The organism is Rossellomorea marisflavi, assembly GCF_009806575.1.
Lineage (GTDB): Bacteria > Bacillota > Bacilli > Bacillales > Bacillaceae_B > Rossellomorea > Rossellomorea marisflavi_A.
The window spans coordinates 4,211,876-4,235,600 of the sequence record NZ_CP047095.1 but is presented as its reverse complement, the minus strand read 5'-3'; the positions used below and the strand labels follow the sequence as shown (position 1 = coordinate 4,235,600).

Annotated in this window: 24 protein-coding genes; 16 read left to right on the top strand and 8 right to left on the bottom strand. The window is 48.4% G+C overall.

Annotated features, from left to right (window positions below; translation table 11 throughout):
• Window positions 1-48: 48 nt before the first annotated feature.
• The 4 genes from D5E69_RS21750 (at window position 49) to D5E69_RS21735 (ending at window position 4,725) form a co-directional block, all read left to right on the top strand.
• Window positions 49-1,173, top strand: coding sequence for a 5-methyltetrahydropteroyltriglutamate--homocysteine S-methyltransferase (locus D5E69_RS21750; protein WP_048012116.1), 1,125 nt, complete (start codon window positions 49-51; stop codon window positions 1,171-1,173).
• A 40-nt stretch (window positions 1,174-1,213) separates the two neighbouring features.
• A complete protein-coding gene (locus D5E69_RS21745; RefSeq protein ID WP_159130244.1) occupies window positions 1,214-2,089 on the top strand; it encodes an EamA family transporter in 876 nt (291 codons plus the stop codon).
• Window positions 2,090-2,369: 280 nt separating this feature from the next.
• Entirely contained in the window at window positions 2,370-3,701 is a 1,332-nt protein-coding gene (locus tag D5E69_RS21740; RefSeq protein ID WP_048012133.1) for a copper amine oxidase, read from the top strand.
• Window positions 3,702-3,759: 58 nt separating this feature from the next.
• Complete coding sequence (locus D5E69_RS21735; RefSeq protein WP_159130243.1) at window positions 3,760-4,725, top strand: class F sortase; 966 nt, start codon at window positions 3,760-3,762, stop codon at window positions 4,723-4,725.
• Window positions 4,726-4,882: 157 nt separating this feature from the next.
• Here D5E69_RS21735 and D5E69_RS21730 read toward each other — a convergent pair whose 3' ends face one another.
• From D5E69_RS21730 to D5E69_RS21720, 3 genes are all read right to left on the bottom strand, one after another.
• A complete protein-coding gene (locus tag D5E69_RS21730) occupies window positions 4,883-5,038 on the bottom strand; it encodes a hypothetical protein (RefSeq protein WP_156183370.1) in 156 nt (51 codons plus the stop codon).
• A gap of 112 nt (window positions 5,039-5,150) precedes the next feature.
• On the bottom strand, window positions 5,151-5,843 hold the full coding sequence (locus D5E69_RS21725; protein WP_048004722.1) for an LrgB family protein: 693 nt from the start codon (window positions 5,841-5,843) through the stop codon (window positions 5,151-5,153).
• On the bottom strand, window positions 5,816-6,214 hold the full coding sequence (locus D5E69_RS21720; RefSeq protein ID WP_048004723.1) for a CidA/LrgA family protein: 399 nt from the start codon (window positions 6,212-6,214) through the stop codon (window positions 5,816-5,818). Before D5E69_RS21720 ends, D5E69_RS21725 begins: the two co-directional genes overlap by 28 nt.
• A 174-nt stretch (window positions 6,215-6,388) precedes the next feature.
• Between D5E69_RS21720 and D5E69_RS21715 the strand changes: the two genes are divergently transcribed.
• The 4 genes from D5E69_RS21715 to D5E69_RS21700 all read left to right on the top strand — a co-directional run bounded on the left by D5E69_RS21715 (window position 6,389) and on the right by D5E69_RS21700 (window position 10,720).
• Window positions 6,389-6,820: a MarR family winged helix-turn-helix transcriptional regulator gene (locus D5E69_RS21715; protein WP_148794449.1), complete on the top strand. Its 432-nt coding sequence runs from the start codon at window positions 6,389-6,391 to the stop codon at window positions 6,818-6,820.
• Between the two features lie 66 nt (window positions 6,821-6,886).
• Window positions 6,887-7,681: a MurR/RpiR family transcriptional regulator gene (locus tag D5E69_RS21710; RefSeq protein WP_048012113.1), complete on the top strand. Its 795-nt coding sequence runs from the start codon at window positions 6,887-6,889 to the stop codon at window positions 7,679-7,681.
• Window positions 7,682-7,808: 127 nt separating this feature from the next.
• The gene (locus D5E69_RS21705) at window positions 7,809-9,368 is read left to right on the top strand and encodes a PTS transporter subunit EIIC (RefSeq protein ID WP_048004726.1); all 1,560 of its coding nucleotides are present in this window, start codon (window positions 7,809-7,811) and stop codon (window positions 9,366-9,368) included.
• Window positions 9,365-10,720, top strand: a complete 1,356-nt coding sequence (locus D5E69_RS21700; RefSeq protein ID WP_048004727.1) for a 6-phospho-alpha-glucosidase — start codon at window positions 9,365-9,367, stop codon at window positions 10,718-10,720. The genes D5E69_RS21705 and D5E69_RS21700 overlap by 4 nt, the downstream gene beginning before the upstream one ends.
• Window positions 10,721-10,764: 44 nt before the next feature.
• On the opposite strand, the gene D5E69_RS21695 is transcribed toward D5E69_RS21700, so the two are convergent.
• From D5E69_RS21695 to D5E69_RS21685, 3 genes are read right to left on the bottom strand one after another with little or no spacing between them, the layout of a single operon-like run.
• Window positions 10,765-11,409, bottom strand: coding sequence for a DUF1266 domain-containing protein (locus D5E69_RS21695; RefSeq protein ID WP_048012110.1), 645 nt, complete (start codon window positions 11,407-11,409; stop codon window positions 10,765-10,767).
• Window positions 11,410-11,424: 15 nt separating this feature from the next.
• Window positions 11,425-12,900, bottom strand: coding sequence for a J domain-containing protein (locus D5E69_RS21690; protein WP_048004729.1), 1,476 nt, complete (start codon window positions 12,898-12,900; stop codon window positions 11,425-11,427).
• Window positions 12,897-14,600: a molecular chaperone HscC gene (locus D5E69_RS21685; protein WP_063191279.1), complete on the bottom strand. Its 1,704-nt coding sequence runs from the start codon at window positions 14,598-14,600 to the stop codon at window positions 12,897-12,899. The genes D5E69_RS21690 and D5E69_RS21685 overlap by 4 nt, the downstream gene beginning before the upstream one ends.
• A gap of 431 nt (window positions 14,601-15,031) precedes the next feature.
• Between D5E69_RS21685 and D5E69_RS21680 the strand changes: the two genes are divergently transcribed.
• From D5E69_RS21680 to D5E69_RS21660, 5 genes are all read left to right on the top strand, one after another.
• Window positions 15,032-16,774 (top strand): hypothetical protein, encoded by a 1,743-nt coding sequence (locus D5E69_RS21680; protein WP_213085568.1) that lies wholly within the window; start codon window positions 15,032-15,034, stop codon window positions 16,772-16,774.
• An 11-nt stretch (window positions 16,775-16,785) separates the two neighbouring features.
• A complete protein-coding gene (locus tag D5E69_RS21675) occupies window positions 16,786-17,463 on the top strand; it encodes an ABC transporter ATP-binding protein (protein ID WP_048004732.1) in 678 nt (225 codons plus the stop codon).
• Window positions 17,460-17,633, top strand: coding sequence for a hypothetical protein (locus D5E69_RS21670; protein WP_156183372.1), 174 nt, complete (start codon window positions 17,460-17,462; stop codon window positions 17,631-17,633). The genes D5E69_RS21675 and D5E69_RS21670 overlap by 4 nt, the downstream gene beginning before the upstream one ends.
• A gap of 194 nt (window positions 17,634-17,827) precedes the next feature.
• Entirely contained in the window at window positions 17,828-18,805 is a 978-nt protein-coding gene (locus D5E69_RS21665) for a hypothetical protein (RefSeq protein WP_148794452.1), read from the top strand.
• A gap of 70 nt (window positions 18,806-18,875) precedes the next feature.
• Window positions 18,876-19,031: a DUF1540 domain-containing protein gene (locus D5E69_RS21660; protein ID WP_079514148.1), complete on the top strand. Its 156-nt coding sequence runs from the start codon at window positions 18,876-18,878 to the stop codon at window positions 19,029-19,031.
• A 100-nt stretch (window positions 19,032-19,131) separates the two neighbouring features.
• Here D5E69_RS21660 and D5E69_RS21655 read toward each other — a convergent pair whose 3' ends face one another.
• Window positions 19,132-20,574 (bottom strand): PH domain-containing protein, encoded by a 1,443-nt coding sequence (locus D5E69_RS21655; RefSeq protein WP_048012104.1) that lies wholly within the window; start codon window positions 20,572-20,574, stop codon window positions 19,132-19,134.
• Window positions 20,571-21,077 carry a PH domain-containing protein gene (locus D5E69_RS21650; protein ID WP_048012103.1) on the bottom strand — a complete coding sequence of 169 codons (507 nt, stop codon included), beginning with the start codon at window positions 21,075-21,077 and terminating at the stop codon, window positions 20,571-20,573. The genes D5E69_RS21655 and D5E69_RS21650 overlap by 4 nt, the downstream gene beginning before the upstream one ends.
• Before the next feature lie 572 nt (window positions 21,078-21,649).
• On the opposite strand from D5E69_RS21650, the gene D5E69_RS21645 reads away from it, so the two are divergent.
• The 3 genes from D5E69_RS21645 to D5E69_RS21635 are packed head-to-tail and all read left to right on the top strand — an operon-like array spanning window position 21,650 to window position 23,675.
• A complete protein-coding gene (locus D5E69_RS21645) occupies window positions 21,650-22,309 on the top strand; it encodes a hypothetical protein (protein ID WP_053072146.1) in 660 nt (219 codons plus the stop codon).
• 60 nt (window positions 22,310-22,369) lie between these two features.
• The gene (locus D5E69_RS21640; RefSeq protein WP_156489317.1) at window positions 22,370-22,744 is read left to right on the top strand and encodes a hypothetical protein; all 375 of its coding nucleotides are present in this window, start codon (window positions 22,370-22,372) and stop codon (window positions 22,742-22,744) included.
• A gap of 13 nt (window positions 22,745-22,757) precedes the next feature.
• Window positions 22,758-23,675, top strand: a complete 918-nt coding sequence (locus tag D5E69_RS21635; protein WP_048004737.1) for a hypothetical protein — start codon at window positions 22,758-22,760, stop codon at window positions 23,673-23,675.
• Window positions 23,676-23,725 lie beyond the last annotated feature (50 nt).

Genomic DNA, 23,725 nt, shown 5'->3' with positions numbered 1-23,725 from the left:
CTTTTACCGGGAAGGGCCTTTTTATATGAAAAAAGGGAGAGGATTCAGATGACACACGTACAGACAAAAGGTAAGAAAGCAATAAAAGCCCCGTTCCGGGCAGATCAGGTGGGCAGCCTGCTGAGGTCGGAGCGGATCAAGGAAGCACGCGAACGGAGAGGGAATGGAGAGCTATCCGCAGCTGAACTCCGACGAATCGAGGATGAAGAAATCATCCGCATCGTCGACAAGCAAAAGGAAATCGGCCTCCAAGTCGTGACCGATGGTGAATTCAGGAGGGCGTGGTGGCACTTCGACTTCCTTGAAGGTCTCGATGGCGTCGAAGGATATGAATCGGACCAGGGGATCAAGTTCCATAACACGACGACCAAGGCACGTGGCATCAAAGTGACGGGAAAAGTGGACTTCACGGATCATCCGATGCTGAAAGACTATGAATTCCTTCATGGCATTGCAGGCGATCACACTGCCAAGATGACGATTCCGAGTCCAAATATGCTTTTCTTCAGGGGGAAAATTGAAACGGACGTATACGGAGATGACTTGGAGGCATTCCATCGGGATGTAGCCGAAGCCTACAAAAAGGCGATCCGTGCTTTCTACGATGCAGGCTGCCGCTATCTGCAGCTCGACGATACGGCATGGTCGGTATTCTTCTCGAAACAGGGACATGAGCAGATCAAGGCATTTGGCCGCGAACCCGACGAACTCAGGGAATCCTTCGCCCGTACCATCAATGAGGCTGTGAAGGATCGCCCAGAGGACCTTGTCGTGACCATGCATATTTGCAGGGGGAATTTCAAATCGACATGGGCAGCTGAAGGCGGATATGAAGCGGCTGCCGAAACCATTTTCGGCGGGCTCGACCTCGACGGGCTATTCCTGGAGTTCGATGATGAGCGTTCCGGAGGCTTCGAACCGCTACGCTATGTGAAGAATCCGAATCTCCAGATCGTCCTCGGTCTTGTTACGTCCAAGCATGGAGATCTCGAGGCGACGGAAGACATCGAGGCACGGATACAGGAAGCTGCACGCTATGTGGACATCAACCAGCTCTGTCTCAGTCCCCAATGTGGATTCGCTTCAACCGAAGAAGGAAATCTGCTGACCGAAGCAGAACAATGGAAGAAGCTGCAACACGTGATCGCCATTGCCGATCGGGTGTGGGAATGAGGTTCCCATTCAGCCAGTAATCGATTAGGAGAGGGTTTCATTGCGGATACAGTATGCTCTGTTTATCCTCCTGGCAGCCATGCTGTGGGGAACAACGGGGACGGTGCAGGCATTGGCTCCTGAAGGCGTCCATCCGATTGCCATCGGAGCGGTGCGCCTGGCCATAGGAGGCTTGTTCCTCCTTCTATTATCCTTGGGAAAAATACATTGGAGAGGGTGGCCCTTGAAAGGAACCGTGGCGGCCGCTCTTTGTATGGCACTCTATCAGCCTTTCTTTTTCTCGGCAGTCAGAATGACGGGGATTGCGATCGGGACCGTGATCGCCATCGGAAGCGCCCCGGTCATAGCAGGACTCCTTGAATGGGGAATAAAAAGGAATGTCCCCCAAGCTTCCTGGTGGGCCTCCACCGCCCTGGCCATCGCAGGCTGCATCCTTCTGTTCACGAATAGAGGATCGGTCGTTGCCGACCCGCGCGGCATCCTCCTCGCACTGGGGGCGGGGGCTTCATTTGCCGGGTACACCATGATCAGCGGAACCCTTGTCAATAGAAGGGAAACACTTCCCGTGGTCGCTGTCGTGTTCATGCTGGGTGCATTCTTCCTCACGCCCTTCCTCTTCCTCTATGATCTATCGTGGCTTATGGAGGTAAGGGGAGCCGGGGTTGCCCTGCATCTCGGGGTCGTGGCAACAGGACTTGCCTATCTTCTCTTTGCACGTGGACTGGTGAAGGTGCCTGCCTCAACCGCCGTGACGCTCTCCCTCGCCGAACCCCTCACCGCCACCATGCTCGGGGTCTTTCTGATCGGCGAATCCCTTGATGCCCTGTCATGGTTGGGCGTCGGTCTCCTCCTTCTAGGGATCATGTTATTAGTGGGGAAACAGGGAGTGGGGGAAACAGGGAGTGGAATCGGATAAAGATAAAGAACAAATGAGATCAGCTTAGGCTGGTCTTTTTTCTATTAGAAACACTAATTGACAGAAATTACGAAAAAATTTAATTTCCCTCATACTTGCTCAAAGCCTTATTTAAAGCCATTTATGAGTCATTAATTGAATCAATCCACATTATAATCGGCATAGATGTAAAAAAGTTTTTTAAAAAAAGTGATCCAAATACAAAACCCTCTCGTTATCTTAGTGTAAATATAAAAAACCAGGATAAAAGGAGAGGAATACATTGAAAAAATCAAAGCTAATGAAAAAAATCGCAGCACCTGTACTTGGGCTATCCCTACTGGCCGCACCGACAGCAAGTTTCGCAGCAGAGCAACCGACAGCCGTCACTCCGGCATCAGACTTGCGTTCCACTCTTGATCAGCTTCTATCAGAGCACTTTGTGCTAGCGGTTGACGCAATGGTAAAAGATTATAACGACGCACCGGACGAAAAACAAGCCATGAAGGCACTGGATGACAACGCCAAGGATATGACGCCGGCGATCGAATCCATCTACGGTGAAGAAGGAGCGAAGGAATTCGAACGAATCTTCCGCGGACATAATGCTTACTCAGAAGACTTCGTAAAAGCCGCTCAATCTGGTGATGAAGATGCGAGAATGGCCGCTGAAAAAGAAGTGGATGAATTCGTAGAAGAGTTCTCGACTTTCCTCAGCACAGCAACGGAAGAAAATCTTCCGAAAGATGCAGCAGCTGAAGTACTGAAGGCACATGAAGAAGATGTCCTTAATGCATTCGATGCATACGTAGAAGAAGACTACAAAGGCTACTTCTCTTCATTCCGTGAAGGATATGACCGCATGTTCGATATCAGTAAAGCTCTTTCAACAGCGATCGTGACTCAAATGCCTGATAAATTCGAAGGATCAAAAGCCGATTCTGCAGCAGCTGATCTTCGTTCTACATTGAACAATCTGGCAGCAGAGCACTTTGCCCTTGCAACAATGGGAATGCAAAAAGGCGTTGACGGAGCAGCTGACTATGACTTCGCCAACTGGGCTGAAGATGAGCACACAAAAGACTTCAAAGCAGCCATTGCTTCCATCTACGGAGATGAAGGTGCAGCACAATTCGAAAAAATCTGGACTGGCGAGCACATCAATGCCCAATCTGATCTAGTAGCAGCTGTATTGGCTGATGATAAAGAAAAAGAAGAAGCAGCACGCGAAAGCTTGAGCATGTTCTCTGAAGACTTCGGTAACTTCCTAGGAACAGCAACAGAAGGAAATCTACCTGCTGAAGACGCCATCGCAGCAGTAAAAGGCCACGAAGAGCAAGTATTGAAAGCATTCGATGACTACTTGGCTGAAGACTACGATGCAAGCACTGCAGACTTCCGTGAAGGATATGCGTACATGTTCGGAGTAGGTAAAGCACTTGGAGATGCCATCGTGAAACAAAACCCTGATATGTTCGCAGGTTCCGATATGCCATCTGCTATGCCTAACACAGGTATGGGTGGAGCTGCACAAGACTCCAATGCACCAATCATGGCTTGGACAGCAGGAATCACTGCTCTACTAGCAGCTGGAGTATTCCTTATCCGCAAAAAAGTATCAAACCAACAATAATTAAATGAAGAGAGAAGGGCTTTACCGCTCTTCTCTTTTTCCTACTAGAGGTGAGAAGATGAAAAAGAGATTATTGATCGTATTGACTGTCATGCTCCTCAGCATCATAAGCTTCCAGGTATTCGCCCAGGAAAATACCACACCTCAGCAGACATCAGAGAAAAAACAGGTGAAAGCTGAGAAAGAGACAAAGCAAAAGACGAGACCGATTGGCCACAAAGGGGAAGAATTTGTTCTTCTTGACTCTTTACAGAAGAAGAAAGCCGAGCTGGAAGAACAATTAAAGGTTCAAGAAGAGGGAATTACCCCCGTAAGGATCCAAATTCCGAGTATGGATATCGATACAAAGGTGATCCCTGTCGGACTGAAGGAATCCGGTGAAATGGATGTTCCAGAGTCTACAGAAGTGACCGGGTGGTATGACCGCGGGCCAAAGCCGGGTGGGAAGGGAAGTTCTGTTGTGGCAGGGCATGTCGACAGTAAGGAAGGTCCCGCCATCTTCTTTTACCTGAAGAACATCGTGGTCGGGGAAACGATCACCCTCACCGACGAAAACGGCAATGAGCGCACATTCAAAGTAAAATCAAAAGAGAGCTATCCTTACAATGACGCACCGATTGAAAAGATCTTCGGTCCATCGGATAAACGGAAGCTCAATGTCATCACCTGTACCGGTACGTTCGATCACGATAAGCATGAGTATCCAGATCGGTTGGTCGTGTACACTGAGCTGATCAGTGAAAAGCAGAAGCAGGAGGAAAAAACGCCTGAGCCACCGACCGACGTCACCCAGGAGTCCAATGTGATTAACTGGCACGCCGTCCGTGCAGACGATGTCATCGGCTATCGCGTCTATAAAAAATCTGCTTCCGAAGAAGAGTACACCCACGTAGCCAGCATTTCTGCCCATGAACGGAAAAGCTTCTTTGATGAGAATCATGAAGAGGGTGACTCCTATTACGTCACCACCGTCAACATCCAGGAAAACGAATCCAAGCCATCTGAAAAGGTGCCTGGGGAATAACGCATAGAAATAGAAAACAATAAGAAAAAAGCTGCCGATTACTAGAGTGGATCTCAAGTAATCGGCCGTTTTATTGTTTTTAGGAAGTAGGTTATGTGCAGCTAAAGGATTCGATCCTTTTAATACGGAGCATATATGAGGTGATTCGCTACAACGATCAGAATTTCTGAGTGGATTGGAACGGAAGGCGCTTGACTCCTGCGGGAAAGGAGGAAAGGTCGAGATCCCGCAGGCGCAGCCGAGGAAGCTCGACTTCCTCCCCGCGGAAAGCAAGCGCCTGCAGCGAAAAGGAACGGACTTTGTATTCATTCATCCTTCATTTAAAAAATGCAAAAACCCCTTATATAGAAAGGTTGAGTGTGCACGCACACCACCACATCTACAAGGGGTATCATGAACAGGTCATGCTCTCAGCTTCGTCAGCCTCAAATCTGGAACAGCCATACTACAAGCGGTCCGATGACGGAGCCGAGGAGGGCGCTCAGGGTCATGGAGACAGAGCTCATGGAGACGGAAAGCTCACCGTATTCCATGGCCTTTGAGGTGCCAAGGGCATGGGATGCACTTCCGAGGGCGATGCCCTGTCCCATTTTGCTCCTGATCCGAACCCATTTGAGGATCATCGGTCCGAGGATGACGCCTGAGAATCCGGCCACCATGACGAAGACGACGGTCATGGCCGGTACGCCGCCTATTCCGGAGGCGATCTGGATCGCTACAGGCGTCGTGATCGATTTAGGGATGATGGAGAGGATCAGGTCATGATCCATCCCAAGGATCCGTGCGAACAGGAATCCACTCATCATGCCAGTGAGGAGGCCTGCCAAGACTCCTCCGATGATGGTCAGGCTGTACTTCAGGATGACGTCCCTCTGCTTATAGAGAGGGTAGGCGAGGGCCACGACTCCCGGGCCGAGCAGGGAATGAATCCACTGTCCACCGACCATGTAGTCTTCATAAGGAATATGGAAGCCGACAAGGAGACCGACCACCATGATCGTGGAGGTCAAAACGGGGATCAGAACGGGAAGGGAGAAGCGTTTATAAATTCCCGCCATGACGATGTAGATCCCCACGGTTGCCGCAATGCTTACGATTGTGAGCAGGAATTGCTGCATCGTTTTTCCTCCTTCCGTTTTGATCTTTTCTCAAGGAGCTGGCTCGCATGTCCGGCTACAGCGATGGTCACGACGGTACTGACGATGACAATCAAGAATAAGGCGGCCCCGGTTGGTGATACAAGGCCTGGGTAGTTCATGACGCCCGCCATGGCGGGGATGAATAATAGTGGAAGTATGGACAGGAGGAAGCTTGCTCCGTCTTCCACGACCACAACCGGGACGACTTTGATTGCAAGGCACAGAAGGAGAAGGAGCAGGCCGACGATGCTGCCTGCAATCGGAAGATCCAATGCCTGTTGAATCCATCCTCCTGCAAAGGAAAACCCATATAAAATTCCGACTTGTAAAATAATGCGGAGTACTTTCATAACGTCGCTGTAAAACAGCTTTGAACCCTTCTTTCACGTAAGTTTTCGGTAAGAAAACGCTTTACAAATCAGCGAATTGCTTGTACGATACAATTAATATATTTGTATTATACAAGCATTTGATCATTTGTCAACGAATCTGTCAGCTTTCATACCGAAAAGGAGCGAAAATATATGGATGAATTAAACCCTCTAGAGCGTGTTGAATATGAATTGACGACCTTTATCAGAAGAGCGGTCTACCTCGATCAGTCTGAACGGAAGATCGGGTTCCTGGAGCGTGCTTCCTATCTGCTCCTTCGCCAGCTCGATGAATTCGGGCCATCACGGGTCAAAGACCTCGCCGATTCCTTCAAGCTTGATATTTCCACGTTATCCCGACAGGCGGGCGGGTTGGAGACGAAAGGACTCATCCAGCGCTTCTCCGATCCAGGTGACGGCCGCGTCAGGATGTTCAAGATCACGGAGCTCGGCAAAGAGAAGCTCGAAGCAGATAAGCGATTGAGGCTGGAGCGCTACAATGAATGGATGGACGGATGGAGTGAAGAGGAACGGGCGCTTTTCGGTGAATTCCTTACCAGGTTGAACAGGGGATTTGTTGATTGAGGCCTAAACATGAGAAAATAGGGGTACAGAATATAGGTCTGCCATCACAGAAAGGTACGAGTGAACATGAAAAAAACAGAGAAATTGTTTTTGGATTATGCAAGTGATCACGATCTGAACCCCTCGGAAGAAGAAATCCTCTCGTTTCTGATCGAATCACATGATAAAGGAGAACAGCTCAGCATCCGGAGGGCGGCGGATCAGCTGTTCGTCTCCACCACCTCCATCATCCGCCTGTGTAAGAAGCTCGGATTCAGCGGTTATAGCGAATTTATCTTCAACCTGGGCTTGAAAGTGAAAAATATGCAGGATCCCGGTCCCGCCACCAGCCTTCACGATCCCCTCGTCAGGAAAAAAGAAGAGTTTCTTTCCAATGCCCGTTGGACCCTTGATTCCATCGGGGAAGACAGCATCGGAAAATTCCTCGATGAACTGAAGCAGCACAACCTCATCTACTTCTATGGAGCCGGATTCTCCACCCTGTTCTCCAATTATCTGGCAAAGAAGCTCGAGCTTTATGGTTACTATGTGTCCAATACGTCCACTAGTGACAGCCGGGCGATTTTCTTCAATAACATCCAGCGCTACAACCTCTTGATCATCTTTTCACGATCCGGTGAGACGGCCAAGGTCATTGAGAAGGTGCAGATTGCCAAGGACAAAGGCCTTAAGACCGTCCTCTTCACGGGGAATCGTCAAAGCACGACGGCTGCCCTTGCCGATATCGTCTTCCCCGTCTTCGACCCCACAATCGAGTCACAGCAGGAATTCCAGGTGACCTCCTATGAGTCCAATATGTTCATGCTCATCGACATCCTCCTGAGCCTCGCCATTGAGCAGGGAATCATTGAAGAATATTAGATGTAACATGTTACATCTTTTGTTCACACTGTACAGATTCCCTGTAATCCCTTACATGAGCCGGTTATCCGCGCTATACTTTGGATGTAAATGATAGCGTTTACTTCACAGGAAAGGAAGGCTGCACATGAAAAGAGTCGTCAATGGTCTTCAAACATTCGGAAAATCATTATTTGCACCGATCTTGATCCTACCGATCATCGGTCTGTTCATTGCTTTCGGAAATGTGTTCGGGAATGGAAATCTTGCAGAATATGTACCGTTCCTTGCACATCCCTATATACAAAACTTCGGGACATTCATCTCGTCCTCAGCCGTATCGATCCTTCAGAATCTGGCGCTGATCTTCGCCGTCGGGATCCCCATCGGTCTTGCGCGGAAGGATAAGGGGTATGCTGCTCTAACAGGGCTTGTCACCTTCGTGATCTTCATCAACGCCATGCACCAAGTATTGAAGATCTCAGGCAATCTTGTCCCTGCTGAAGAGATGCAGCTTGCAGGACAGGCCATGGTTCTGAACGTACAAGTACTTGAAATGGGCGTGTTCGCCGGTATCCTGATCGGGGCCCTTGTAGGGATCCTTCACAACAAATACTGTGACACGGAATTCAAGGGTGTCCTTTCCATCTACTCCGGACATCGCTTCGTCGCCATCCTGGCGATACCGAGTGCTATGATCCTCGGCTTCCTGGCCGCTGAATTTTGGCCATATGTCCAAAATGGGATCACGGCTTTGGCCGGAGGGATCAAGAGCCTTGGGGACGTCGGTTTCCTGATTTATGGATTTCTTGAGAGGATCCTGATCCCAACGGGTCTCCACCACTTGGTCTATACGCCATTCCTTTACACGGAGCTTGGCGGAACGTCGACAGTGGCAGGAGAAGTCGTCTACGGGGCGCGGAACATCTACTTTGCGGAAATGGCCGATGCCGGCACGAAGGTGCTGAGCAGCACGGTGAATTGGGATGCAAGGGGACTTGCAAAAATGTTCGGTCTCATGGGTGCAGCCCTTGCCATGTATGTAACGGCGAACAAGGATAAAAAGAAAATGGCCAAGGCCATCCTGCTTCCGGCAGCCGTCACGTCCTTCCTTCTCGGGGTGACAGAGCCGCTTGAGTTCGCCTTCTTATTCACGGCACCGATCCTGTTCGTCGTCCATGCCGTCCTGACAGGAGCGGGAATGATGCTCCTGAATGTATTTGGGGTCCATGCCATCGGGGCAAATGGCATCATCGACTTCCTGCTCTACAATCTACCGCTGGGTACGACCAAGTCGAACTGGCCGATGTTCATCCTTGTCGGATTGCTCATGTTTGCCGTGTACTTCGTCGTCTTCCGCTTCTTGATTCTGAAGCTTAATTTGAAGACACCGGGTCGCGAAGAAGAGGCAGAGGCAGAGGCTCCGGTAGAGGAGAAGAGTGCTGCTTCCCCTGGAACCGCAGCACCCCTTGGGGAAACGATCGTTGCCGCCCTTGGAGGCAGTGAAAACATTGAAAACGTCGACAACTGTTATACCCGGCTTCGCCTTGTCGTGAAGGATCCGGGAGCGGTCGATGAGCAGAAGCTAAAAGAAACGGGCTCTAAAGGAGTCATCAAGTCAGGTAACAACGTACAGGTAGTCTATGGTCTGAACGTGAAATCCGTACGGGATCAAGTCGATCAAAATCTAGGAGGAATGCAGCTATGAAAACATATAAACTAGCAATTGCAGGTGGAGGAAGCACATATACGCCAGGGATTGTAAGGAGTCTGATGGATCGCCTGGAGGATTTGCCACTCGAGGAAATCAGGTTCTACGATATTGACGGCGAGCGACAATCGAAGGTCGTCGTGGCAGCAACAGCCGTGATCCGTGAATACTCCGATTCCATCAAAGTCCTTGATACGACTGATCCTGAGACGGCCTTCACGGATGTGGACTTCGTTTTCGCCCAGATGCGGGTCGGAAAGTATGCCATGAGGGAACTGGATGAAAAGATCCCGCTCTCCCATGACGTGGTCGGACAGGAAACATGCGGACCGGGTGGCCTGGCTTACGGTCTGCGTACGATCTTCCCGATGGTGGAGCTGATCGATTTTGTTGAACAGTATGCGAAGAAGGACTGCTGGATCGTGAACTATTCCAACCCCGCCTCGATTGTCGCTGAAGGGGTAAGGAAGCTTCGTCCTGATGCACGCGTCCTCAATATCTGTGATATGCCGGTCGCCACCATGAGGAATATGAGTGCAATCCTCGGGGTTGAACGGGATGAGCTGAAAGTGGACTATTTCGGGTTGAATCACTTCGGCTGGTTCACCAGGGTGGAAGTGGACGGCGTCGACCGCCTTCCTGAGCTGAGGAAGCATGTGAGTGAGCATGGCCTCCTGACAGAGGACGTATCGAAGATCGACTATCGACATGCGGATGCGTCATGGATCAAGACGTTCAAGAACATCAAGCCGATCATGGACTTCTTCCCGGATTATCTGCCGAATCCATACCTTCAATATTATCTGCTGCCGGAATACATCGTGGAGAATTCCAATAAGGAATACACCCGCGCCAATGAAGTCATGGATGGACGCGAGAAATCACTGTTTGAAACCGTCAGGAAGTATGAAGAGACGGGAGTCCTTGAAGACGCGTTCCACGTGGGCGTTCACGGCATCTTCATCGTGGATGTGACAGTCTCCCTTGCACAAAACCTGGGAGAACGCCATCTCGTCATGGTGGAGAACAACGGGACGATCCCGAATCTGCCTGCTGATGCCATGATCGAAGTGCCTGCCTCCATCACGAGTGATGGTCCGGTACCGGAATATGTAGGAGAAATCCCTTATTTCCATAAAGCCATGATCGACCAGCAGCTTGCCTCTGAAAAGCTCCTGGTGGAAGCCATCACAGAAGGATCCTATGAAAAGGCACTGCAGGCCTTCACCCTTAATAAAACGATTCCTTCAGCCATCGTGGCGAAAAAGATCCTCGATGATCTTATCGAAGCGAATCAAGCGTACTGGCCGACCCTGAACAAATCGTTCTCTGAAGGTGTATTGGTTTAATTCAATAGAAAAAGCGCATGCCGCGGGCATGCGCTTTGTTTTGGTTACAAGGCTAGATTCGTATTCCAGCTCACCTTTCTTAAAGGACTGTTGGGAGCTGTCAGAACCCTGGTCAGCGTGAACTGCTGACTTTTCATAAAGGTTACTGTGGTTTCTTCGTTTTCTTTATTGAATTCTGCTCCTGCCGAGTGGGAGATCAAGTAATCGCTCCAGTTAGGGAAGTCCTTCTGAGCCTTTCTACCGGCTTGAAGGGCGTACTCATCCGAATCGTCGAGTGAGATGAACCCCATGCGAAACGCATTTTGAGCAAACATCACACAGAATCCATAATCTGCACCTGCAATGCTACTGCTGTTCAACTTGTGCAGGTACCGGTTTACGACCTTGAACTGGTTCCGGGTCTTTTCGTCTTCGAGGGAAGAGACCCAATGCTCCCTGTCAGCGTCTGACATAAATAAAAGGATATTCCTTATACGATTGAAATCCTTGCGCAATCCTTCCTCAAGAAACCAGGTCAGTGTGGCATGGGCCGACTCAGTATCCACGATCCCCCAATACTCGAGGATTTTTTTGGCCTGGGAGTATGGAAGTTTACGGGGTTTGTAATGGAGTATGCCATAGTAAGATTGATCTCCAGTATAGTTCAGGGATCCCATTGTATCGATAAACCGCTGCTGTTCTTTATTCATGGTAATCTCTCCTTTCTAAGCCACCAACGACCGTCTGATACGATTCCATTGCTTGAAGATCTGTATCAGAGCCAAGAGAAGGATCGCTGTCCAGATCAGGGTCCAGATAATGGTGGACGTAGGCTGTCTGTAGTCTGAGCCCATGCTGAATATCGTCACCAATGTAAACGCAACGCGGTTCACATGTATCTCTTCAGCCATATTGCCGAGCTGATGCCAGCTTACGAATAAGAATATATAGGAAAAGATCAGCTTCCATCTGAATTGGTTCCATAAGAACACTTTGAATTTCTTGCCGGGGGAGTACATATATAATTCCGCTTTGATATCTTTCATGGAGGCATTGAACTTCCCAGGATCCTCCCGCATGATCCGGTGGATGTTGGCCAGGTACACTAGTACTTCAGAATCTCCAAGAGGATCGATGTGCTTGACCTTTTTGAATACCCTGCGGGCTTCCACAAGCTTTTTCTGCTTGAATAATACCTTCCCGTAAAGACTCAGGAAGTCCGTGTTTTCCGGTTCCAGCTCTGTCAGATAAGCAAGGACCGCTGCGGATTCCTCATAGGCACCATCGTCGTAGAGGGCACGCGCCGTGGACAGCTGGGTATCCAGGTCATCGGGATCGAGCTTCGTCACTTCCACGAGGTGAGGAAGAGCATGCTTCACCCTTCCTTGCTGGAGATGAAGTTCGCCGAGAAGCTTATGGACATCGGGATGACGTTCAAAGAGTGAAAGTGCCGTTTTGGCGTATGCTTCAGATGCTTCGAAGTTCCCTCTGAACCATTCATCGTAAGCAGACTCAAGCGCATGGAAGAAGGCCTCGTGATCCATGTCCTCACCGATGGTCCAGTCATAGCGCAGTGCCGGAAAGTAGCCGAGTCGACGATCATAGAAGCGGTAGAATTGTTCGGCATCCTCCTCATCGAGTGAATGGTTCCCGTCCTTCAGCATCTGATGCCAGCCGAACTGATTTTCAAGAAGGATCCAGATCCTCTTTGGAAGGAGACAGTGATGCCAGATGAAAAGGAGCATTTCTTCACTCACCCGCTGTTGAAGCTCCATATTCCATAGTACATCTTGATCAAGGAGGTCCATCCAGCGCCCCTCATCGAGCCTTGCTTCAAAATCGCCGTAAAGGGCCTCGGCCTGATCAAGGAGCAAAGCAATATCACTCAAAGGCTGATGATGGGAGCCGATGTGATCGGGGAAGGGACTGGAGGCAGGGACATACTCCTCGTCTTCTGTGATTGTTTCTTCCGGGATGTCCACTTCCATTTCCACTTCGTCCATTGTCGCGAAGGCCGCTTCCTTTTCCGCACGTTTTTGCTGTTTCACCATCTTGGTGATGCTGTCGTAGGCTTCCCTGAGGTTCTGATACCCTTCAGGATCGTCTTCGGGATGATGATTCTTTAACTGCCTGGAGTAGGCTTTCTTGATGACGGAGAGGTCATCCGTCGGTTTGATGCCGAGTATTTCCCACTGTGTCATAGATTATTCCAGCTTTCGAATTGGTCTAGTGCTTCTTTGAATTCAGACGATGCGCGCTTGATTAGTTGATCATCCTGGGTTCCAAGAGCCATTTCGAACTGTTCGATGGCTCTTGCGATCACACTCCGTTTGTCACCGAGTGCCTCCTCGTAGAGGCGTTCCCCACGGGCGACCAGGAGTCTGTTCTCCGTCCGCTCGCGGGGGTGGATCTTGATGCTGGCAAGCTGTTCCATCCGTTCCTGCATTTCCTTATCGGACAGGCCGCTGTCGCTTTGTTCGATTAACATATTCTTCTTCTCCCCGGTACTGAGGATGGTCACCTCCACCTCGAGAAGACCGTTCACATCATACGTATAGCGGACATCCACCTCTTCCTTTCCTGCAGGACCGGGTGGGATATCGACTTTCAGTGAGCCTAGCTTCAAGTTGTTCTCCACCATGCGGCTTTCCCCTTGATAGACTTCAAGCGTGATCGTCTTTTGTTGATCTGCGATCGGGGCCAATCGTTCTACACGGCTGACCGGAATCGGCGTGTTCCGCTCGATGATGGGGAAGAAATGACCGTCGGAATACTGATCGTAGCCCACTTGTTTGGAAATCGCCGTTCCGAGGGAAAACGGACATACATCTGTCAGGATCAGCTCCTGGACGGCTTCGTTCCTCTCCTTCAAGGCTACTTGCACGGCCGTACCGAGAGCGACGGCTTCATCAGGGTGGATGGTAAGGAACGGGAGCTTGCCAAACATCTTGCTCACGGTCGACTTGATGATCGGCATCCTGGTGGCACCGCCGATCAGGATGATGGCGTCAATCTCATCCACCATGAGATCCGCGTCGCGAAGGGCCCGTTCGATCGGTTTTCGGAGCTTCAGCATAAGGGGCTGGCAAAGCTTCTCGAATCGCTTCCGATCCACTTCCATTTCCCGCACCCGTCCGTTCGCCTTGAGGGTCATGGTACATGACTGACCATTCCCTGAGAGTGCTTTTTTGCATTCCTCCGCCTGTTTAAAGAGGAGGGAAAGCTTCTGGGGATCGAGCTCTTCCGCCTTGAGTCCTTCTGATTGCAGGAAGGCATTCATGAGGAGGGACGTGAAGTCCTCTCCTCCGAGGAAGTTATCGCCGGCTACAGACTTCACTTCCATGACCCCTTCGAACAGCTCGAGGATGGATACATCAAAGGTCCCTCCTCCGAGGTCAAAGACGAGGAATTTCGTATCTTCTTCCTCTTGGTGGAACCCATAGGCGATGGCAGCCGCCGTCGGTTCACTGATCAGGCGTTCCACCTTCAGCCCCGCCATTTCCGCTGCCTGTTTTGTTGCTTTTCTTTGTTTATCATTGAAATATGCCGGTACGCTGATGACGGCTTTGGAAACATCCTCACCGAGATGACTCTCCGCGTCCCGCTTCAGCGATTGGAGGACGAAGGAAGATAATTCAACAGGGGAAAGGGTGTACGACCCAAGCCTGTAAGTCTTTTGTGTACCCATATGGCGTTTGAATGCGGCCACGGTCTCTTGAGGGTGTGTGATCAGTCGCTCCTTCGCCACCTGGCCAACGAGTATTTCTCCTGATTCATCCACACTGATGATGGAAGGGGTCAAATGGCTCCCCAGTACGTTTGGAATAAGTGCGGGACCGTCCTCGGTCCAGTAGGATACCAGACTATTGGACGTGCCCAAGTCAATACCAATCGCCGTCATAGTTCTCTCTCCTTTTTCGGTCAGATCAGTGCAGGTCACTGATCATTTTTTTGATCGTCGGGAATGGTACACCCCTTAAATGGAAAAGATGGGATGTATATACCACTAAATAGTTTACTAGAATAACAAATGTTATGGATGAATCATATGACCTTTGTTGGTTTAGGACAAAAGAATTATTTTACAATTAATAACAGAAATTTATACCCTTAATTACCCAAATGTAAACCAATGTTTTGGGAATTTTCAAAGAAATAAGGCAGGCCACAGGTTCAAGATGTAATCAATGCCAAATAATAAAGCAGGAAAGGAATGTAGAATAAGTAATTGACTTTATTTCCTTAATTGGATATAGTTGGTTTACTACTTGGTAATGCAAAGTAGTGATTATATGCCCAACTACCTTGCATTACAACATATGGAGGTTCATAATGGTGTACCATTGGATAAAATGGAGATGGAAAATCAGGATAAAGGATCAGTATCGGAGCCGGTTTCTCACACCTTATCTGAGTTGGAAATGGTTATTGGCATGGGGAATCATGAAGGCGGTCCTACTGTTTGCTGCAAGCTATGTGACCATGGGGCAAGTCATCCTTAATGGGAGGTTCGAGATCGGGTCAAATGTGTTCTATGCGGTGGTTGATCATCTTATAAAAGCGATGAGGGAAGAGCCGCTCCTAATCTGGTCAGTCCTCTATTTCGTTATATTCCTGGATGCGATTGTGTCCGGAATGTCGACTGCCAGAAGGCAAAAGCAGTCACTTGACGGAGAATGGCTGCAGATGAATGTAAAGCTTACTCCTTCCCGCGCCAGAATAATGGTTGAGGCAGAGTTGCTACTCTGGGAATCCAAGAAATTTTTAATGGTTTACATACCGATCATGGCTGCCGTTCAGAGTTATTTTCCGGCTCCATTGATCACCATGGTGTTTGCATGGCTCTTCTACTTAGTATTCGGATTTCTTGCTGCGTCTTACTATGGACTGGCTCTCAGTCGTCAAGCCACTAAACAATCATTCTTCATAAGGATGACATGTCAGCTTGCCTTGCGGATTGCCTTTTTGGTCTTATCCGTACAGTTTGCCAGGAAGCTTGTCCCGTGGGTGGAGCAATTCCCCCTTATATCAAAGACCGTCGAGAAAGAGACCTTCTTTGGGTGGCTGGATACGGGTAGTGCCTCCATCGTTTCGATGACTTCGTCGATTGCGATGGTATTCAACTGGCGTTTTTGGCCACATAACCTGCTTGCCGAGCTGGCAACGGGAAATGGAGGGCTTCCCTTCCTCACTGGGTTGTTGGTGGCAGGAGTGCTTCTCTATCTTCCCACCCGGAATCATTCAGATACAAAAAGAAGCTGGTATCCGTTCACTTTTTATGAAAAATGGATTTCTTTCCTACTGATATTGTCGGGAGGAAAAGGGCATATGCAGTTCATGACCCGGAACGATCTTCGTTCGACTTTTTTCCTTTCAAGGTTTCCCATTATCATGGGTCCGTTTTCCTTTTGGATCTTTATGGGCCTCATATGGGGGTTTCTTGACGGCATCGATCACGGGAGCAAGATGTTCCATATGGTCCTCTCTTTTTATACTTTTTATTTCGTTTATTTTTATACCCAAGCCAGCTTTTCAGCGCTAAATGGCATCCATGCCATGGATGGTGTAGGGAAGAGAGTCCAATCCCATCTGCATCCCGATCAAGGGATTTGGCCCCTCCTGCGCTTAAGGCTCCGTCTCTTCCTTGCGATGACGGTCCCGCTACTGGTTGTCGGTGATGTCATCATGATTACGTTGGTCAAACCCGGAGTCACAGAGTCTATCATTCTCTTTCTCTCGCATTTATGCGCTTGTATGCTATTCAGCTTGATCATGTACCTGCCTTCTGTTCTGACTCCTCACTTTCACTATCCTTCCCTTGAAGAGCTTGAGGACTATCCGGATCAGGAGAAAATCAGGAATATGACTAGCGGAGCAGTTGTCGGTGTCATGATCCCGATGGTGTTCATGCTTCCATGCGCCTTTTATCTTACGGATAGTCTTTCTTACAGGTCGTATCTCTGGGTGATCGGACCGGGGCTCCTTATAGTTATGGTTCTGTTTATCTTCGGCTTGTTGTTCGCTATGTATAGACGCCTTTCACGCATGACCCACCTTGATCATTTGAACCTTTAGGAGGAATGGAAATGAACGAACGTATCCAGATCAGTCATATTACAAAATCCATAGGCGAAAAGGCCATCATACGCGATGTCGGCTTCTCGGTCTCCAGGGGAGAGATCGTTGCTTTCCTAGGTCAGAATGGAGCCGGGAAAACGACGACACTTAAAGTTGCCGCAGGGCTATACAAAGCAGATCAAGGAGAAATCGACATCGATGGTACATCCGTATTCATACCGGATGATCCGCTTCTTTATGAAGAGCTGACGGTCCGGGAATATATACAGATGATGAAGGAGCTCCACCGGGTGAACGCACTCCCGGATCACACGGCTTTCCGGTTGGAGGAAGAGCTGGAGAAGAAAATAAAAGAGCTGTCCTTCGGTAATAAGAAGAAGGTGGCCCTGTACACAGCGCTCATCCCGCAGCCAAATGTACTGCTCCTTGATGAGTTCATCTCCGGTATCGATCCTTTGAACATGAGGCTGGTTAAGGATCTTCTGAGGGCGTATGCCGCCGAGGGCAATGCCATCTTGTTATCCACGCATCAGCTCAGTGTCGCCCAGGAATTCTGTGACTCCTGCGTCCTTATTCAAGATGGAAGGATTCTCGGGGAAAAGGTACCGCTTAAAACCATTTCTGAGACCCATTCTAGCTTGGAAGATTACTTTATCCATATGATGCAGGAGGAGGTCAATTCATGACGAAGAAACACCTATTCTTATCAAGCCTCTTGTTCGTCATGTTTGCCGGTATTCCCCTCGGTTTCTCGCTCTTTCAAGGGAATATGAAGGATTCGGTCATCATCTCGCTCATTCTGATCGCGGTCCTGGGTGTGACATTGACCGATTACCTTAAAAACAAGAGAGCCTGATAACAAATTGGCAGACAGATGGAGAAGGAGCAGCCATCGCAAGCTAAATCCGGTTAATGATCGAGTGACCGGATTTTCAGTCTTTTTCTGTGAATAAGGCTGTATAGAGGTTTTAACTTCCCAACTCATGTGGTATAACCTTTTAATAATGTAAATAATTTGAATTGCGGGCTTAATAGAAATGAGGGATACATATGAAAAAGCTGCTCTTGATCCTCGGCTTATCGGTTATCATCACGTCTGGATGTCAGACGTATGAAGAACGTGTCAAGGAGTATACAGAAAAAGAACTCAGCGAAAAGTACGGAGAAGAGTTTGAGATGACATCGATGAAAAAGGATTACGGCATGGGATCCACGCTGATCATCGTATTGATGGCGATTTTCGGTGATACCCGCCTTCTTGAATTCGAATCGAAGGAGGATGATTTCACCTTCACCGGTAGCATCGAGTCCAGGTTGAAGAACTTTGAAGATGAGTATATTCGGGATAAACACGAATACTTAAGTGAAAACGATCAAGAGTACAAAGGATTGATGGCCGATTTGGAGGGTGAAGAGATTAATTATCTCGAGGTGGTCGAGGAGACGCATCTTGAAGATCGACTTGGTAGTGAGGAGCCGGTCATTACTTATCGTGCTTCAACCGATGTCGACGAGTTTGATGCAGACAAAGTGGTGAGCCTGTTGAATTCCATGAGGGAGAAAATGGCTCCGGTCCAAACTAAAGCCGTCCTCCAACTGGAAGAAGGACAAAACAAACACCTTTTCGGTCCTTTCGGATCAGGGGATGAAGCTTCTTTTTCCGAAGAGGTGAATAACTATTTTAAGTTCAAGGAAGACGAAAATAAGTTGGATTTAAATGAAGAGTTATATGAACTGGTTAGTTCCTTATCGTATGATTATCAACCGAGGTTGGTCATGGCGAAGGCGGAACATGTAGATTTTCTGGAAGAGTCAGGAAGTGTCAATCCCTATTATTACATAGAAATGGCAACGGATTCTCCATCAGCAGCCCTTCCCGTCATTCAATACCTACAGGAGAATGGGTATGGGGCATATCCGATTTCGTCCACAAACATGTTTAACTTGGAAGAAGAACCTCTATGCACCGTCCAGGATGTGAAAGCCAGGGAGGATTTCGATCGATGTTTTCCACCTGAAGAGGAATGAATGATCACAAAAGGCCTGTATGAACCTCCCCAAAAAAGTAAATTCTAAATGATACGGGGAGGTGAATGATATGGCACAGGATGTACTTTGCGAAGTCAGTAACTGCCGCTACAACAAAGAGGGTAAACGCTGCTCGGCTGATCAGATCTTTGTGGTGAGTCACAGAGGAAATGAAGCCCATGACAGCAAGGAAACCGACTGTAAGACGTTCGAACCTGGTATGTAATTCAAGAAGAACAAGGCAACCAAGGGGTTGTCTTGTTTTTTTAGTATTGATAATAATTCTCAATCTTATTCGTCTTCAAAAAATAAATCCGCCCGTCTGCTTAAGACGAAGCGGATTTTTGTCTGTACCAATCATAGAATTCACCGGCTTCTTCCCTGGATACCCCGTAAAGCTCGCTGACGTGGGTGGGATCGGCCCTGTTGGTAAAGGAAAGAGTGGCAATCCCGAATCGGCGCTGTAGCCATGAGTGGGTGACGGTGGCCTGTTGGATCCTTCGTTTATGGGTTACAAAGGTTTCTGTCGTGAGGGCGCCGCTCCGGATCTGGATCAGGTCCCCGTGACGGATGTAGCTTGTAAAGGTGTAGTCGAGTACCCTCAGAATGATTGCCACCATAAAGAGAATGGCCGAAACCCATAGAAAGGTTGGCTTGAAAATAAGGAAGCCTGCAATGGACAGGGCGGTTACATAATAAGGCCTGAGAAGCTTTGCCCAAAGAACATGTCGTGGAAAGCGCCTCATTTCTTCTTGGATTTCATAATGGGGAAGCATGTCCTGTATGATGCGATAGGCTTCATGCTTCGGCAGGAATGGGTAGAGGGAGCTCGTTTCCTCGCTTTCAAGCTCCGAAGATCCGGCACTGATCAGCTTGACTGATGCAAGGCCCAAGAGACGCTTCAAAATCGATTGCTCCACCACGACGGCCTGTACGTTCCGCTTCGGGATGGAGAAGTGGGTCACGTTCGCCACTCCTTTTTCGATGTAGATCTTATCATGATCGTCGCTGATCGTGAACTTCCCGTATTTCAAATAGACCCGTACATAGCCGATGACCGATGAAATGAGAAGGGCAATGACAAATAGAATGATCAGCATCCACCAGTGGAGGACCAGGTAATCCCATGCTCCTTCCGCCCCGTCTTCAAGATTGAAGAACACGGCAAGGTTCGAATAGGCGGCACTGAGGAGCGGGAAGATCGCAAGAAAGCTCAAAGACGTAAAGGAAGCCCGGATCAGGTCTTTTTTCTTTGACTGGAAGCGCATCGTCCGGACGGTTTCCGCCTCAAAGAACTCATCCCCTTCCCTGCTTCCGTTCTCCTGCTGTTGCAATCCGATCAGGGAAAGGATCCGTTCTTTTTCTTCTTGGGTGATCACGGGAAACTCTATCTCCCCGTGATCACCGGAAGTCCCGGTCTCAAGTTTCAACGATGTAAGGCCGAACCATTTGTGGACAAATGTCGTGTTGGAGGTCTGGTTGTGAACGCGGTCCAGCCCCGCCGTCCGCCGTGTTTTCACCAATACCCCTTCATGGAGAACAATCGTCCTCTCGGTCACTTCATAGCCGTGAAATCTCCATTTCAAGAAGATATTCACGATGGCCCAGACCGACCAGGCAATGAGGATGTATCTTCCCCATACCACCCATCCGGAAGTGGATTGGGCTTTCAGGACGAATAAAAAGAAATAAACAAAGAAAATCCCTTTTACAAAAGACACAAGCTCCACAACAAGAAAGGCAGGGTGGAACCGCTGGATGCCGCTCATATGGCTTCCTCCTCCTCATCCCGGACTTTCGCGTAGGTTGCGATGACGGCCTTTAGCCGCTCTGCTTCAGCCTGCGGGATGGCAGGGATCGTATGATTTGATGTGGTGGTACCCACCTCTAAATCGTACAGCCCATATTTGCGTAAGAAAGGTCCCTGCTCCGTTCGTACATATTCGACTTTCTCCATGGGTATGACCACATGCTTCGTATTCCACTTCCCGTTCTTGAGCTGGATGAACTCTTCATCGATCCGGTACCGCCAATGGCGCTGGACGAAAACCGGTTCCAGGAGAATGGAGTACAGGGCGGATAGGATCAGGAGTCCTCCCAAAGAGTACAGGACAGGACTCACCCACCCATACCAGTGGAAATAATCCGTGCAGTACAGGAGCACTGCAATGATGATCAGTGCAATAGCATGCCCGATGGTATTGGTCAGCCGCCACATCTGGACGGCATCTTTTGATATCTTTTCGGTTGGTTCTTCAATGTGTATGTACATTCTGTCTTTCACCTCACCTGTTATACGGATATATGGAATGAATGGTTTCAGGTTTACCTTAAAATAATATTTCTCATAAAAGGTTTAACTTTCCTTTATAAGTGATATTTAACATGTAGTCCAAACTGTTGGAGACTATATGCTCAACAATTGGTCGACTGATGAAAAAGTAGTAGTTTCCTTACGAAATAAAGTAAATAAAAAGGTATAGCCTAAAAGACCTACATTATTATTAAGCACCCCTGATGTATGAAATAGTAGAAGGTAATCTCCTTCCAGACAACGGAATTTTTGAGGCTAATAACCCAGGTGAGCTGCATCCAAAAATAAACAGATGCTATCATAACAGTATTTTACCAATCATGCTATAGTTGAAAAGATTGGAATTTTTAGTGGGTGTGTCCCTGATGATCCAGGGATAAGCCATGATGACGCCAATGGACCCGGAACGATGGGGATATTGGCAGAAGCGATTTTTTAATTAATTGATTGCTGTCTCGCGTTCATGGATGAAGCGGAAGAAGCCATTGATTTCTTAAATAACCAAAACAATCTTGAGAGGATGGATCAGCGTGAAAAAATTAATCATCATGCTCGTGGCTTTATCATTCATCGTGATGGGCTGCAGCCAGAGCACGTCTTCTGACGAAAAGTCGGAGAAAAAAGAGAGCGCTCAAACAGAGAAGAAGGACGACAGCAAAAAAGAAGAAGCCACTAAAGACGAAAGCAAGGAAGAAGCCGATAAAGAGGATACGGCCAAGAAAGAAGAGCCAAAAAAAGATCTCTCCGATGCTGAGAAACAGGAAGCCCTCATTACGTATATTAACGATGATGTACGCAAAATTGCGGATTATGAAACCGAGGCTGTTATGGCCCTTCAAGGTGTATCAGGAGAGAACTATACAAACGATGAAGAGATGTACGAAGTCTTGACCAAAGAGGTCATCCCGACTTATGAAAAAGCGGTGGACACGGCTGAAAACATTGAAACTCCGTTTGATGAACTTGAGCCTATGACGGCTAAATTGAAAGATATTGTAGCGACTTACCATGAGGCCCTCATGCTCCAGAAAGAAGGGATCGAAAAGCAGGACGTTTCTTTGATTGAAGAATCGAATGCGGTGGCGCAGGAATACCTTCTGGCAGCACAGGAATATCACATGGCCATGAGTGATCTGGCTAAAAAATACAATGTGGATTACCAACCCGACAATCAACAGTTTTCTAACTGATTGTGACGCTGAAGCCCCTTCCCCAGGCGGAAGGGGCCTTTTTACTCTTTGGATGACGAGGTGACAATGATGAAGCGAGCGATCGCGATGGTGGTGGCTGTTTGTCTCATTTCTTTTTTTCCTTATCAGATGGGGCTGCCTTTTCCAAGCTCTTATCTTCCGGTCTTCTTTTTCATAAATGGGCTATGTGCTCTATGGTCCGTTTTTAATCAACTGGTGGTGATCGCTTTCTATGAATATCGGATTCATGATCATAAAGATACCTTTTTTCAAACAGTCCTGAAATTTGTCCTATGGCCGGGCATGATCCTTAATCACCATGTCCAGCTCGTGCTCTGTCGGCTTCCGTTTATCGTCAATAAAGCATTGGGCATTTTATATGCATTGGTGTTGTTCATACTCAGTATGTTGGTATCATTCGTATTTGAAGTGTGAAGGAGGGGATGAGATGAAAAAGCTGACGCTCAGTGCATCGGACTTTGCATCGTTATTGAAAGAAGGAGGATACGGTAGACAATCAAAAAATATAAAAAAGCAATACGGATTGAACGAGATTCCTCCGGCAGCAGGAAGTGATTTTTCTGATCGGGTCATATCATGTATAGGGAAAAGCAGCATGTCTATCTTTTATCATGCGGAAGAACAAAGGGGCATGGCTCTTCATGCTTCATCGGGGAAAGAGGCACTTGTGGAATGGGTTGAAGGTGATCAATACACCTTCTGGTTCCAGCCTTACCATGAGGGTATGGAGGAGCTGTTCAAGGATTTCTTTGCCCTGCAGGAAGAACAGGAAACTGTGCAGGTGGAGGAAGTGAAAATCCAGAAGTGGCTGATCTATGAGGATTCATTCGAAGAGGACGAATGGAATGAGCTTTTGGAAGAAGAAGGGGTTTCTGAAGAAGAACGAAAAACCGTGAGAGAGTTCAAGGAAAAAGGATACGGGCCCCCGAATGTTGTGACAACCATCTTTCCGGGCAGGCTGACTTCTTATCGGGAGGAAGCATTTATTGCAGGAGAAGGGTACGTATGGCTTCTTGACCCTGAGACGGTAGAGGATTCTTTCTTCCTGGGATTGAAGAAGATCGGGGTTGCAGAGTATGTGGAGCGGCTGGTCCTTCAGGCAAAAGAAGTCCTGTCACCGCATAAAGCGGAAGTGAAAAAATTCTCAATTAAGCGCGGGATGATGTTCCAGTTGAAAGGGCAGATACCACTGCTTGTAGTGGTGGCCATCCTATGTGTGAATATGCAGGCATGGGAAGCGGATGGCTGGCTTGAGATTGCTGTCATGGTGATTTTCTATGAGTTTTTCCTGGGTATCCTCTCTTTGTTTGCCTGTCTTAGTCCACGGAGACTATTCCATATATAAACGAGGAAAAGGCTGGGAAACCCTGTTATAGTCATGGTGAAACCCGCATT